Origin of the sequence: Peribacillus sp. Bi134 (assembly GCF_918698065.1) — a bacterium.
Taxonomy (GTDB): Bacteria; Bacillota; Bacilli; order Bacillales; family DSM-1321; genus Peribacillus.
The window spans coordinates 194,461-208,279 of the sequence record NZ_CAKKLN010000005.1 but is presented as its reverse complement, the minus strand read 5'-3'; the positions used below and the strand labels follow the sequence as shown (position 1 = coordinate 208,279).

The window sequence follows — 13,819 nt, the reverse complement described above, 5'->3', positions numbered from 1 at the left end:
TTATCAATATGATATAGGTGAAACCGGCTGAGTTCTGTACTAAGGCTGCTTTTTCATTATCATATTCATCGCTTTATCTATCCTGATCAGGAATAATAAGAAAAGGTGAATGATCCTTTATAAAATAAGTCTAGAGTGCATAGCAGGTTTTTAGGTCAAAAGGGTCCGTTAAAGGACCCTTTTGTTGTGGAATGGATAAAGGTAAATGCTGGATATGAGTAATCGTACATGTTATTTCTTATCTAGCAATTCAGAATTGTGATAAAATATAGGTTAGGTTACAAAAGGAGAGTGAAACTGTGTTATCTATTCCGGATGATAAAATAAGACCATTCATAACTATTACAATTGATCAGCCTACATTATCAGACCAAAAAATTCATGAGATACAGGAACCTTTCTTCTTTCTTATGAAGGAAAATCATGTGTTTGCGTATATCCGCATGGATGACCTCCCGTTAAATGAAAAAATAACGACAGTCGATCAGCTTTTACAGTATGCTTTTTCGATTGATAATGTCTGTAAATTAACCCCTAACATATCCTTGCCGCTTCTGTTTCAAATTATCGGAGAACCTATCGTGCTGATAAAAACGGATGATGGCCTGCTTACCGGTTATGTAAAAAGGGAAGATGTGTTAGCAGAATTATTCAAGCAGGACAGCAAACAGAATTTAGACCTGCTAAATGTTATTTTAACCTCCATACCTATGGGGATTTTTGTAGCTGATAAAGAAAAAAATATCGTGAACTTCAATGAATCAGGCTTGAAGATGATAAAAAAGCCTTCTGAACAAGTCCTAAATGAACCTGCTGCGGACATCTTCAATAAGCAGCATATACATAGCGTGTTTGCCAGTGGGAGCAGTATTCTGAATCAGTTGGAGATTACTGATGTCATGAGTGTGCTTGTCGACTATAGCCCGATTCTGAACCATGAAAAAGAAGTTGAAGGCCTGATCATCATCGTTCAGGATTTACCGATGGTTGAGGAAATGGCCATGGAAATAGAATTGATAAAAAGCTCGAATAAAGACTTGAATGCCATTTTAGCGAATATCTATGATGAAATACTTGTAGTCAATCAAAAAGGAGAGCTGCTGCGTTATAGTGACAGCATCATCTCAGGATTCTGGGGTAAGGATTTAAAAGATTATATTGGGAAGAATCTTTTGCAATTAGAAGATGAAGGGATTTTTAATCCTTCGGTCACCCGGTTAGTCCTTGAACAAAAAAAGAAAGTATCGATTGTCCAAGATACGAAAATGAATAAGAAAGTCCTTTCCGTCGGCACCCCTGTGTTCAATGAAAAAGGGGATATAGATCGAATAGTCATTGCATCAAGGGATATAACGGAAACGACACAATTGAAATCTGAATTAAATGAAATGAGGAAAGAACTGGATTCATTCAAAAAACAGGATCAATTTTATAAAGAGTTGGTTTTTGCAAGTCCTAAAATGGAGCAGATAATCAGCCAAGTCAAGAAAATCGCTCATTTCTCATCAACCGTATTGATCAACGGGGAGTCGGGAGTAGGTAAAGAAGTGATAGCCGAAGCCATTCATAAAATGGGCAGGCGGTCCAAGCAGCCTTTCCTAAAGATAAATTGCGGGGCGATTCCGGAAAACCTCCTCGAAAGTGAATTGTTTGGTTATACGAAGGGTTCCTTTACAGGAGCAGATAAAAATGGGAAGGTAGGATACTTTCAGCAGGCCAATAAAGGTGTTTTATTCCTTGATGAAGTGGGTGACATGCCCATACACCTGCAAGTCAAGCTACTGCGGGTCCTCCAGGAACAGGAAGTGATTCCGATTGGCAGCACTACACCCATTTCCATTGATGTTCAAATTGTTGCGGCCACGAATAAGAGTCTGGAAAAAATGGTCGAGATGGGGACGTTCAGAGAAGATTTATTCTATAGATTAAACGTCATACCCATACATGTGCCCCCTTTAAGGGAAAGGCCGGAGGATATACCGCCACTAGCCTTTCATTTCCTGCAAAAACTGAATGAAAGGTATCAGCGGAATTACCACTTTTCCCCTGATGCATTAAATATCCTGGAAGTCTATACATGGCCGGGGAACATCCGTGAATTGCAGAACATGATTGAAAGATTGGTTGTTTCTGCTGATGAAGAGACGATCGATGCTGATTTCATTCAAAGGTTCATACCTGTGGGCAGTGACTTTAAACAATCGAAACCCATCATTACGAGAATCCTTCCGCTGCAGGAAGCACAGGATCATGTCGAAGAGCAATTGATCATGCTTGCCATGAAACAGTATAAAACTACGACCAAAGCGGCAAAAGCGCTCGGGATAAGTCAATCGTCAGTGAGCAGGAAGTATCAAAAAGTGTTAGCTGAACAGAGTAAGAAAATCGAAAAAAATGCATATTGAATAAAAGCCGTTGCCGAGTGATGAAAATCGCTTGTCAACGGCTTTTATTTTTATAGTAGCATTTGGGCAGTCTTTTTGATGATTTACAAGGATGGTTATGCAAATTGAAATATCGTTATGCAAATTTGCATAATTATAACGTAATTTAACAAAAAGAATGCTGTTTTGTTGGTAAATTAACTTGGCATGGTTCTTGCTTGATAAGTAAGTATAAGAAAAAAGGGAGGTAAGCATCAAAGTTTATAAAAGAAGCAATCTCAATTAACCATCCACTAAAGTTATAAAAAAAAGGAGCTTATAAAATGTCAATTAACGTAGAAAGTAAAAACACTCAAGCTAACCAATCAGCAACCCAAGATTATATTAAAAAAGTGCTTCAATTAATCGAACAAAAAGAAATTTCAAAAGAAGACGCGCAGTGGGTAACAAGAGAAACGGTCGAGAATTTCCGTAACCATGTAAACCCTGGATTTTTGGAATATCGGAAGACGGTCACTAAAGACACGCAATTCGCTTCCGTGGAGTGGTCTGATCAAGATTCCTGTTTTACCGATGTAAATGGAAAAAAATATATTGATTGTTTAGGTGGCTTTGGTATTTATAATGTTGGCCATCGTAACCCTAAAGTAGTAAAGGCCGTAACCGATCAATTGCAAAGACAAGCCCTTCATAGCCAGGACTTACTTGATCCATTACGTGCAATGCTTGCCAAGATCCTTGCCGAAATCACACCGGGAGATCTAAAATACTCGTTCTTTACGAACAGCGGTACCGAGAGCGTGGAGGCTGCACTTAAGCTGGCTAAAATGTACAGTGACCGATTCACGATCATTTCCACGACAAAATCATTTCATGGGAAAAGCCTTGGTTCCCTATCGGCAACGGCAAAGGGCATGTTCAGAAAACCTTTCATCCCGTTGGTACCAGGTGTGCGTCATGTACCATTCGGTGATCTGGATATGATGAGAAAAACGTTTGAAAGTTGTGCATTGGTCGGTGAAGATGTTGCTGCTGTGCTGTTGGAGCCTATTCAAGGTGAAGGAGGGGTCATTCTTCCTCCGCAAGATTATTTAAAGCAGGTTCGTGCATTATGTGACGAATATGATGCGTTATTGATCTTGGATGAAGTGCAAACAGGGATGGGACGGACAGGTAAAATGTTCGCTTCTGAGCTATATGATGTTGTTCCGGACATTATTTGTTTAGCGAAAGCATTTGGCGGCGGAGTAATGCCTGCAGGGGCTGTCGTAGCCAATGAGAAAGTGTTTAAAAGCTGGTTCGACAATCCATTCATGCACACAACTACATTTGGAGGAAATCCACTCGCTTGTGCTGCGGCCATTGCTACGATCGACGTACTTTTGGAAGAAAACTTACCGCAGCGTGCTGCAGAAGTTGGTGAATACTTCCTAAATGGGTTAAGGGAAGTTGCTGCTGAGCACAAAGATAAGGTTTTGGAAATCCGCGGCCAAGGATTGATGATTGGTATTGAGTTCCATAAAGATGAAGTGGGTTATGAATTCTCAAAAGCCCTCTTTGATAAAGGCATCTTGGTGGCAGGTACGCTTATCAATTCCAAAACAATCAGGATTGAGCCGTCATTGACTATTAAGTTGGATGAAGTCGATACAGTCATTGAAGCGTTTAAAGAGGTCTTGCCGACGCTTCAATCTTAATTTAAAAAAGCAGAAAAACAGCCTTTGGGCTGATTCGGATTTTAGATAAAAAGGTTTCGGAATGGTCTTATTCCGAAACCTTTTTGTTATTTTTTGCTTTGTAGCAATTTTAGGAATAGTGAACACTCCAAGGTCATTATTTAGACCATTTCTACCCTTCGTCAAGTCCAGTCGGCCATCTTCTTTACATTAATGGCAGCCTAACTAACCAAATGGTTTGCTGCACCAGGTGGTCTAAAGTAAACATTTCAAGCTGATCAAAGGTACCCTCATCACCTCAAGTTTTCATCCTTCTAATTAAGGAGTAACGGAAGGTACGAGACTCCTGCGGGGAAAGCGGTCCAAGAGAGACCCTGCAGGCGCTAATAGCACCGGGGAGGCTCCAAAGACCGGCTGCGGAAAGCGAGTGCCCTGCGTTCCAATCAACGGTAAATTTTAAACACCTTAAAAAATTGTCGGCAAACTCAGTTATTATCGAGTTTGTTTATAAACTGAAACAGCCTTTGGGCTTTTTTTGTTGCTTGGAGGGAGGAGGTATGGAAATCACTTTTACTATACTTAGTTCCCGTTTTATAGTTTTTTTCATGAAAATGCGTCATGAAAACGGGAATTACCCAGATTGGAAAAGGATTTAATTCCTTTAACGTAATTTGGTATGTTATAATAATTTCTGGAAAAAGGAGTGATGAAGATATGACACCTGCTCTGCAAAAAATGTGGATATCCTTTATAGCGATGGGCTTTATGATTATCTCTATATTTCTAATTTACTTAAGCCGCTATAAATTAAAAGGTTTTTGGAGAGTCTTGACAGCAATTATCGCATACATACTTATGATTCTGGCCGGATTGATCATCCTTATCGTTGTTCTTAGCGGGCCAACCACTTGATAGGTGAGGAGAAATGATGAGAAATTTTTTCAAAATATTATGTTTACTTTGCATCTCTGTATCATTATCTGGCTGCTTATATCCAGAGAAGCAAAAAATGCAAAACCAATTGCCTTATAAAGAGCAAATACAATCCGTCCAAAGTGCAGTGGATCAATTTCAGAAAGATGAAGGTGGCATACTGCCCATCGTTACAAAAGATGCTGATACACCGATTTATCAAAAATATGTCATAAAGTTTTCAAAGATTTCACCGAGGTATATGGCTGAACCGCCGGACAATGCATTTGAATCAGGAGGCGTCTTTCAATACATCCTCGTTAATGTTGAAAATGATCCGACCGTAAAGCTGTTGGATGTCAGGATGGCGCAAAAGATTCAGGATGTTTCCTTGAGATTGACTGCCTATCAGCAAAGCAACGGATATCCGCCATTTAAGGAAAGGTTATCCGGTAATGTCTTCACGCTTGATTATGAAAAAATGGGCCTGAAGGAAGCTCCGACGGTCACGAGTCCATTTTCACAAAAAGACTTATATCTCGTAGTTGATGGTCAAGGCAGTATTTTTGTTGATTATACCCCGGATTTAATTGAGGCATTGAAGAAACATGAGGGGGAAATGAAGCCAGGTGAAGATATCCGGGAACTGCTGGTGCAGAGTTCGGAGTTCGTCCCTGCCTATTCATTGCCATATACAATTGATGAAAAAACAAAAAATCCAATATTTCTTACAAAATAGGCATAACCCTTCTTCTACAAAATATATTGTAGGGGAAGGGTTATTTCTTTTATCTTTATTTCATCTTACTTTTAAAATAACAACCCTTATATAAAATTTCTGGTGGAGGAAGGGATTGAACCAGGGAAATAATTGGAATAAATTTTTAGGACAACATCATAGATATATATTGTCCTAAATAAATGCAAATGGATAAACGAAATCCCAAAACTCTAATTCGGGAGGGGATACCTTGGAAAAGGTAGATATTTTTAAAGATATAGCTGAACGGACCGGTGGCGACATATATTTGGGGGTGGTCGGTGCCGTCAGGACGGGGAAATCCACATTTATTAAAAAATTCATGGAGCTAGTCGTCATTCCGAATATTCCGTCAGAGGCGGACCGCGCAAGGGCACAGGATGAATTGCCTCAAAGTGCTGCTGGAAAGACGATCATGACGACGGAACCCAAATTCGTACCGAACCAGGCAGCATCGATTCAAGTGGCTGAAGGTCTCGACGTGAATATCCGCTTAGTCGATTGTGTCGGTTATACAATACCTGGGGCTAAAGGGTATGAAGATGAAAATGGTCCCCGGATGATTCACACGCCTTGGTATGAAGAGCCGATTCCATTCAATGAAGCAGCTGAGATCGGTACTCGCAAAGTAATTCAGGATCATTCCACATTAGGCGTGGTCGTTACGACGGATGGGTCGATAGGAGAAATCCCGCGAAGTGATTATTTAGAGGCAGAGGAACGGGTTGTCGAAGAATTGAAGGAGGTTGGCAAGCCATTTATCATGATTGTCAATTCCGTTCAGCCTCACCACCCGAATACGATAGCCCTGAAGGAATCCCTGCAGGAAAAGTATGATATCCCTGTATTGGCCATGAGTGTCGAAGGTATGCGGGAATCGGACGTTTACAGCGTACTCCGCGAGGCCCTGTACGAATTTCCAGTTCTCGAGGTCAATGTTAATCTTCCGAGCTGGGTAATGGTTTTGCGCGAGGATCATTGGTTGAGGGAAAGTTACCAGGAAGCGGTTAAAGAGACCGTCAAGGACATTAAACGACTGAGGGATGTAGATCGTGTTGTCGGTCATTTCAATGAATTCGAGTTCATTGACCGTGCAGCGCTTGCAGGCATTGAGATGGGGCAGGGTGTTGCAGAGATCGACCTATACGCCCCTGATGAACTCTATGATGATATTCTGAAGGAAATTGTCGGTGTGGAGATTCGGGGCAAGGATCATCTATTATCTTTAATGCAGGATTTTGCGTATGCCAAAGCAGAGTATGACCAGGTGGCCGATGCATTGAGAATGGTCAAACAAACAGGATATGGTGTCGCAGCCCCTTCCCTCAACGATATGAGTCTTGATGAACCGGAAATCATCCGTCAGGGAGCCAGATTCGGTGTCAGGCTAAAAGCCGTAGCTCCTTCCATCCATATGATCAAGGTCGATGTCGAATCCGAATTCTCGCCAATCATCGGTACTGAAAAGCAAAGTGAAGAATTAGTCCGGTATCTGATGCAGGATTTCGAAGACAATCCACTTTCCATTTGGAACTCAGATATTTTTGGCAGAAGCCTAAGTTCCTATGTAAGGGAAGGCATACAGGTGAAATTAGCGATGATGCCTGACAATGCCCGCTACAAATTGAAAGAAACACTGGAGAGGATTATCAATGAGGGCAGTGGGGGATTGATTGCCATCATCTTATAAAAATGTTTAAAAGCTGGACCAACTCCATTTATGGATTGGTCTTTTTGCATGCGAAATACTCAGGATCACAAGAAAAATATCATTTATGAGCGCTAAAATTTGAAATAATCTGCTGTTTTTTAGTATAATCTTGAAAAAACCCTGTGGTTAAGCGATTTTCAGCAATATAATAAGTTTAATTTCTATAAAAAAGGGAAATGATGAATAGCGAAAGACAAAATTTATAATATATACAATTATTAATGAAAAGATTCCCATTATTTTTTGAATTCCCTTGCTAAGCTAATAGGGTTTGTGATAATCTACATACAGAAAACGCGTTATAACAGCGATTTCAACGGTATTTATAAACTTTTCGTATGAATTATTTGGAAATCAATTCGGCTTGGTAATCCTTGATTGCCAGGGAATGAAAATTTTGGACCGAAGCTAATATCAAATCACTATTATAGTGTTGTAATAATGATTTTTTATAAAGATTCCTTTTGGGAGGAGGTGAATGGCATGAACAAAACAGAATTAATTAATGAAGTTGTTACAGCAACTGAAATTTCTAAGAAAGACGCTACAAAAGCTGTTGATGCTGTTTTTGATACAATCTTAGAAGCTCTAAAAAACGGTGATAAAGTCCAATTGATTGGTTTTGGTAACTTTGAAGTTCGTGAACGTGCGGCTCGTAAAGGCCGTAACCCACAAACTGGTGACGAAATCGAAATTGCAGCTAGCAAAGTGCCAGCTTTCAAACCCGGTAAAGCGCTGAAAGATGCAGTGAAGTAATTCTACCATTACATACGGGTGCTTAACCGAAAAGGGCCGCGTGAAAACGCGGCCCTTTTTTTGCTTCTTAAATTCCATCTGTGATAATATAAAAGACAGTGAATATTTTAGGAACGCTGTAGATGGTTAATCCGTCACAAGGAAATGACCATCCAAAAACCGCTTCCGGCGAAACTGCCGTTCAAGGGCTCAATGTAGGGGTCTTCTTTAATAATTGCAATTATGGATATCCGGGTGCAACGCGCTTTGGATTTTTTATCTGAATACATAATATTATTGATTTTTTAGGAGGTACAAAAATGGCTAATGTTGATCATGCCAAATTGGAAGAAGCGGTTAAAATGCTTCTTGAGGCTGTAGGGGAAGACCCAACGAGGGAAGGACTGCTGGATACTCCTGGCCGTGTAGCCAGAATGTATGAAGAAATTTTTTCTGGACTTAATCAGGATCCAAAGGAATATTTCGATACTGTTTTTGGAGAGGACCATGAAGAACTCGTACTTGTAAAGGATATTCCGTTTTACTCAGTATGTGAACATCATTTAGTCCCTTTTTACGGGAAAGCCCATGTAGCATATATTCCGAAAAACGGAAAAGTGACTGGCTTAAGTAAATTGGCACGGGCGGTTGAGGCTGTATCGAAGCGTCCGCAGCTTCAAGAGCGCATCACTTCCACAGTTGCTGACTCGATAATGGAAAAGCTCGAGCCTCATGGTGTAATGGTTGTAGTAGAGGCTGAACATATGTGCATGACCATGCGAGGTGTAAAAAAACCTGGATCTAAAACAGTGACCTCAGCTGTAAGGGGAACTTTTGCGAAGGATCATCGTACTAGAGCTGAAGTGCTGGCATTCATTAAAGACTAAGGACATGGGGGCAGGAAAAAATGAATGAAAAAAAGATCTTGAATGATTTTGTCGTAATCAAAGCCATTGAGGATAGTGTGAACGTCATCGGGTTGACAAGGGGAACGGACACCAAGTTTCATCACTCCGAAAAACTTGACTCAGGAGAGGTGATGATCGCACAATTCACGGAACATACCTCGGCAATTAAAATCAGGGGCCATGCAAAAGTCTATACTCCATTCGGCGAGATAGAAAGTGATTCCAAAAAGAATTCACCTGACAAATGATATTCTCAATACTTGGTTAATTAGTAAATCAATCATCTGATATCACGTTTAACAAGCTGTAAATTTCCCGCATCCATTTTTTTGAAGAGCAAAAGTCGATAATTTCCTTACCTTTGGAAGTTTCATTTTATAAACGTTGACCATTTCATCTGATTGTTTTTATGGTATAATAATGTGTATTTTACACAGACAGAAACCAATATGTATGAAAAAAATTATCTTTCGGGGATGCAAGGGTGATCTCAATTGTTAAACATAACGGACGACATAAGGCAATTAAAGCGATTAATAGAAACGAAAGCTCAACATCCATATTTATTGAAGTATATACAAAAGCCAAGCCTGGACGAAGATAAACTGATATTGCTTTGGGGATTGTTTAACGATTTGGACGTTTTAAGCGAAAAACGCAATCAATACATCATTTCAACCATGTTAGTGCAAATAGCTCTGGATACCCATGAAATCGTCTCGAATTCAGGAGAAGGAACCGAGTTGCCCGAGGTATTGAAAAATCGTCAATTACAAGTGCTTGCCGGTGATTACTATAGTGGCTTATATTATCAAGTGCTTGCCAGTGTAGGTAATGTTGATATGATCCGTATACTTTCGAGCGCAATAAAAAAAATAAATGACAATAAAATCATTCTTTACCAACAAGGGTCCATTAATGATGTCCCAACGCTTTTAATGACGATCAAAGCGATCGAGGCTTCCCTGATTCATAAACTCGCGGATTACTATAATGAGCCTGCCTGGATAGAAGTAGCGGAAGATCTGCTGCTTTTAAAACGGTTGCATGCCGAGAAGAGCAGTTATATGGAGTCGGGGCAATCGATAGTTTTTGATGTCCTAAGGGAAATGCCTCTCGATGACTCGATTGGCGGGGAAGTTACCATTTCGGAAAAAGAAGAACAGGTACGCACCCAATTCGACAAGTGCCTGAGGGATGCCAGGCAATCCGTACAGTGCTCGATGCGGAAGCTGGCAAAGTTGGATGATGAACTTCTTGAAAGAGTGAAGGCCATCTTGGAACAAACAGAGAGTATAGCAAATTCATATGTGAAAGAAGGGTGAATCATGGAGCAGTCTAAAGAGCAAAAAGTTCATCATGTCTTTGAAAAGATCTACGGAAATTATGACAAGATGAATTCCCTCATCAGCTTTAAACAGCATCTTAAATGGCGGAAGGCTACAATGGCCATCATGAATGTCCCAAAAGGCGCCCATGCACTGGATGTATGCTGTGGAACAGCGGACTGGACCATTGCCCTTGCTAATGAAGTAGGACCAGAAGGAAAGGTTGTTGGTCTGGATTTTAGTAAGAACATGCTGAAAATCGGCGAACAAAAGGTAAATGAACTCAATCTAGAGCAAGTGTCCCTTATGCATGGGAATGCAATGGAGCTTCCTTTTGAGGATAATAGCTTTGACTATGTCACGATCGGTTTCGGGCTGCGGAATGTCCCCGATTACATGAAAGTGCTTAAAGAGTTAAACAGGGTAGCCAAGCCGGGTGGAATGATCGTTTGCCTGGATACTTCACAGCCTACGATGCTTGGCTTTAAACAGGGCTATTATTTTTATTTCCGTTTCATCATGCCCATGTTCGGTAAATTATTCGCAAAAAGCTATAGTGAATACTCATGGCTGCAAGAATCGGCTCGGGATTTCCCTGGCATGAAAAAGCTTGAAAACATGTTCAAGCAGGCGGGAATGGAAAAAGTCAGTTATAAGGCCCATTTCGGTGGGGTAGCAGCAACACATTTCGGGTACAAGCCTTCAAAATAAGCATAATAGCAATGGACAAAGCTGGGTGGAATGTATGAAATTTAAAATGATGTATTCATTTTTGAATGCAGATTTGCAATTAATAGAAAAAGAACTGGAAGCCGCAATCGAAGCGGATTCCACGGTTTTAAGGGAAGCTTCCCTGCATTTGCTGCAATCCGGTGGAAAACGGATCCGTCCGGTATTCGTCCTATTGGGTGCGAAGTTTGGCAACTATGATATTCATGTCGTAAAGCATGTCGCAGCGACTTTGGAACTAATTCATACAGCTTCCCTTGTGCATGATGATGTTGTGGATGATGCGGATTTACGCAGGGGATCTGCTACCATTAAATCAAAATGGGATAATCGTGTCGCCATGTACACAGGCGACTTCATTTTTGCTCGTGCACTGGAAATGATGGCGGTTATCGAGTCTCCGCTAGCGCATCAAATTCTCGCTGATACTATGGTTGAACTATGTCTTGGGGAGATTGAACAAATAAAAGATAAATACAATTTCGAACAGAATTGGCGGATATACTTTAGAAGGATCAAACGGAAAACAGCACTGCTCATTGCATCCAGCTGCCAGTTGGGAGCCATTTCAGCGGGTGTTGAAGAGAGAATTCACCAAAAGCTATTTAAATTCGGATATTATGTCGGTATGTCTTATCAAATCACCGATGATATATTGGATTTTACTGCTTCGGAAGAAGAACTTGGGAAACCTGCCGGCAGTGATTTGATTCAAGGTAATATCACTTTACCCGTATTGATTGCTATGGAAGATCCAAAGTTAAAAAAGCTTATCGAAACAGTTCGGGAAGATACGCCAAAAGACGAAATGTCCCATATAATTCATGCGATAAAAACTTCCGGTGCCATTGAACAGGCAGCGAGGGTCAGTGATATGTATTTAGAAAAGGCTTTTACCGAGTTGAAAGGTCTTCCTGCCATTAAAGCTAGAAAAACTTTATCGGATATCGCGAAAAATATCGGAAAAAGAAAGTTTTGATAATGGGAGTTGCGAAACTCATCAAACAATGGTAATATTCTAAAAGTATTGCCTTATATAGGCAAATAACAATGATACATATTAGGAGTGACATTCATGGAAAGAACATTTTTAATGGTAAAGCCTGACGGCGTTCAACGCAATTTAATCGGTGAAATCGTTTCCCGTTTTGAAAAGAAAGGCTTCCTTCTTGCAGGAGCAAAATTAATGGTCATTTCTCAAGAATTGGCTGAGCAACATTATGGCGAGCACAAAGAACGTCCTTTCTTTGGCGAACTAGTGGACTTCATTACTTCAGGTCCTGTCTTCGCAATGGTTTGGGAAGGTGAAAACGTAATCGCTACTGCACGTCAAATGATGGGTGCCACTAACCCTAAAGATGCAGCAGCAGCAACAATTCGTGGCGATTTTGCCGTAACTGTCGGCAAAAACATCATTCACGGATCTGATTCAGCTGAAAGCGCTGTACGCGAAATCGGTTTATTCTTCAAAGAAGAAGAACTTGTTGAGTACTCTAAACTTGTTAACGAGTGGGTTTATTAATTAATACGATCTCTTTAAAAAAGCGGGTTCCATCGTCATTATGCGATGGAACCCGCTTTTTTAATTGCTTTTTTAGTTTCAAGCAGCAACGTAAGGGATTATTTTAGTTTAAAGAAAATATGGCACTCTCCGATATATATAAAGGTAAGAATCACTAAAATAATTATGTGCAGGGGAGTCGTGGGAATGCCTCAAGAATATGAAGAGTTTATTCGTAATATCAAAATGCTGACAGGCATTGATTTGGCATTATATAAGGAAGGACAAATGAAAAGGCGACTAACATCTCTATATGAAAAAAGAGGATATCATTCATTTCGTGAATACTACAAAGACATGCAAACCAATCCCGGTGTTTTAAATGAGTTTTTGGATAGAATGACAATCAACGTTTCCGAATTTTATAGAAATGCGAAAAGATGGGAAGTGTTGGAGCGGAAAATCCTGCCTAGGTTATTAGAAAGCAAAAAAAAGTTGAAAATTTGGAGTGCTGCCTGCTCAACTGGTGAGGAACCATATACGATTGCCATGATATTATCCAATCTGGTCCCACTTAGCCAAATAGAGATATTGGCAACGGATCTCGATGAAAATGTATTGGCGCGAGCGAAATTGGGGATGTATCCCGAACGTTCCTTAAATGAAGTGCCTGAGGAAATAAAAAGGAAATACTTTGAAAAAAAAGCGGATTATTATCGTGTCGATGATGAAATCAAGAGAAGGGTGACCTTTAAAAAACAAAACCTTCTTGCTGACCGATTCGACGAAGGCTTCGATTTAATCGTTTGCCGCAATGTTTTAATTTATTTCACTGAAGAAGCCAAGAATTTATTATATGAAAAATTCAGTGTATCGCTAAAAAGCGGCGGTGTATTTTTTGTAGGAAGTACAGAGCAAATATTCACCCCAGGAAACTATCAATTTGAAACGATCGATACATTTTTTTATAAGAAAAAGGAAATACTTTAGAAAAAAGGGACTGATTCTGCACGTGCGCATTCAGTCCCTTTTCGTTTGCCGTGTAATAGCAATTCCAGTAGAACTCTAATTTGAAAGAATAAACTATATCGAAAATGTTTAAGTACTTGTAAAATAGAAAGAAAAGTGATTAAATTCAAACAATATGGTTTTTACGTTTTACATATACCCACATT

At 40.1% G+C, this 13,819-nt stretch carries 13 protein-coding genes; all 13 read left to right on the top strand.

The window, feature by feature from the left end; all coding sequences use genetic code 11:
* Nucleotides 1–299: 299 nt before the first annotated feature.
* The 13 genes from LQ188_RS12240 (at nucleotide 300) to LQ188_RS12180 (ending at nucleotide 13,634) form a co-directional block, all read left to right on the top strand.
* Nucleotides 300–2,405 carry a sigma 54-interacting transcriptional regulator gene (locus LQ188_RS12240; protein WP_230176956.1) on the top strand — a complete coding sequence of 702 codons (2,106 nt, stop codon included), beginning with the start codon at nucleotides 300–302 and terminating at the stop codon, nucleotides 2,403–2,405.
* A 302-nt stretch (nucleotides 2,406–2,707) separates the two neighbouring features.
* Nucleotides 2,708–4,081, top strand: a complete 1,374-nt coding sequence (locus tag LQ188_RS12235; RefSeq protein ID WP_230176955.1) for a putrescine aminotransferase — start codon at nucleotides 2,708–2,710, stop codon at nucleotides 4,079–4,081.
* A gap of 693 nt (nucleotides 4,082–4,774) precedes the next feature.
* Nucleotides 4,775–4,972, top strand: a complete 198-nt coding sequence (locus tag LQ188_RS12230) for a DUF2768 domain-containing protein (RefSeq protein WP_101222425.1) — start codon at nucleotides 4,775–4,777, stop codon at nucleotides 4,970–4,972.
* A gap of 13 nt (nucleotides 4,973–4,985) precedes the next feature.
* Complete coding sequence (locus LQ188_RS12225; protein WP_101222424.1) at nucleotides 4,986–5,711, top strand: hypothetical protein; 726 nt, start codon at nucleotides 4,986–4,988, stop codon at nucleotides 5,709–5,711.
* A 232-nt stretch (nucleotides 5,712–5,943) separates the two neighbouring features.
* A complete protein-coding gene (spoIVA, locus tag LQ188_RS12220; protein WP_101222423.1) occupies nucleotides 5,944–7,422 on the top strand; it encodes a stage IV sporulation protein A in 1,479 nt (492 codons plus the stop codon).
* 504 nt (nucleotides 7,423–7,926) lie between these two features.
* Complete coding sequence (locus tag LQ188_RS12215; RefSeq protein ID WP_034308023.1) at nucleotides 7,927–8,199, top strand: HU family DNA-binding protein; 273 nt, start codon at nucleotides 7,927–7,929, stop codon at nucleotides 8,197–8,199.
* A gap of 299 nt (nucleotides 8,200–8,498) precedes the next feature.
* Complete coding sequence (gene folE / locus LQ188_RS12210) at nucleotides 8,499–9,065, top strand: GTP cyclohydrolase I FolE (RefSeq protein WP_063233209.1); 567 nt, start codon at nucleotides 8,499–8,501, stop codon at nucleotides 9,063–9,065.
* A 20-nt stretch (nucleotides 9,066–9,085) separates the two neighbouring features.
* Nucleotides 9,086–9,334, top strand: coding sequence for a trp RNA-binding attenuation protein MtrB (mtrB, locus tag LQ188_RS12205; protein ID WP_076365643.1), 249 nt, complete (start codon nucleotides 9,086–9,088; stop codon nucleotides 9,332–9,334).
* A gap of 246 nt (nucleotides 9,335–9,580) precedes the next feature.
* Nucleotides 9,581–10,411 (top strand): heptaprenyl diphosphate synthase component 1, encoded by an 831-nt coding sequence (locus LQ188_RS12200; RefSeq protein ID WP_101222422.1) that lies wholly within the window; start codon nucleotides 9,581–9,583, stop codon nucleotides 10,409–10,411.
* A 3-nt stretch (nucleotides 10,412–10,414) separates the two neighbouring features.
* Entirely contained in the window at nucleotides 10,415–11,125 is a 711-nt protein-coding gene (locus LQ188_RS12195; protein WP_101222421.1) for a demethylmenaquinone methyltransferase, read from the top strand.
* A gap of 34 nt (nucleotides 11,126–11,159) precedes the next feature.
* Nucleotides 11,160–12,122, top strand: a complete 963-nt coding sequence (hepT, locus tag LQ188_RS12190) for a heptaprenyl diphosphate synthase component II (protein WP_101222420.1) — start codon at nucleotides 11,160–11,162, stop codon at nucleotides 12,120–12,122.
* Nucleotides 12,123–12,218: 96 nt separating this feature from the next.
* Complete coding sequence (gene ndk / locus LQ188_RS12185; RefSeq protein ID WP_034308008.1) at nucleotides 12,219–12,665, top strand: nucleoside-diphosphate kinase; 447 nt, start codon at nucleotides 12,219–12,221, stop codon at nucleotides 12,663–12,665.
* Between the two features lie 186 nt (nucleotides 12,666–12,851).
* Nucleotides 12,852–13,634 (top strand): protein-glutamate O-methyltransferase CheR, encoded by a 783-nt coding sequence (locus LQ188_RS12180; protein ID WP_230176954.1) that lies wholly within the window; start codon nucleotides 12,852–12,854, stop codon nucleotides 13,632–13,634.
* The last annotated feature ends 185 nt before the right edge of the window (nucleotides 13,635–13,819 follow it).

Coding starts and splice junctions, on each gene's coding strand:
- LQ188_RS12235 (WP_230176955.1), top strand. CDS start 2,708: ATGTCAATTAACGTAGAAAGTAAAAACACTCAAGCTAACCAATCAGCA.
- LQ188_RS12195 (WP_101222421.1), top strand. CDS start 10,415: ATGGAGCAGTCTAAAGAGCAAAAAGTTCATCATGTCTTTGAAAAGATC.
- ndk (WP_034308008.1), top strand. CDS start 12,219: ATGGAAAGAACATTTTTAATGGTAAAGCCTGACGGCGTTCAACGCAAT.
- hepT (WP_101222420.1), top strand. CDS start 11,160: ATGAAATTTAAAATGATGTATTCATTTTTGAATGCAGATTTGCAATTA.
- LQ188_RS12225 (WP_101222424.1), top strand. CDS start 4,986: ATGATGAGAAATTTTTTCAAAATATTATGTTTACTTTGCATCTCTGTA.
- LQ188_RS12215 (WP_034308023.1), top strand. CDS start 7,927: ATGAACAAAACAGAATTAATTAATGAAGTTGTTACAGCAACTGAAATT.
- folE (WP_063233209.1), top strand. CDS start 8,499: ATGGCTAATGTTGATCATGCCAAATTGGAAGAAGCGGTTAAAATGCTT.
- mtrB (WP_076365643.1), top strand. CDS start 9,086: ATGAATGAAAAAAAGATCTTGAATGATTTTGTCGTAATCAAAGCCATT.
- LQ188_RS12230 (WP_101222425.1), top strand. CDS start 4,775: ATGACACCTGCTCTGCAAAAAATGTGGATATCCTTTATAGCGATGGGC.
- LQ188_RS12180 (WP_230176954.1), top strand. CDS start 12,852: ATGCCTCAAGAATATGAAGAGTTTATTCGTAATATCAAAATGCTGACA.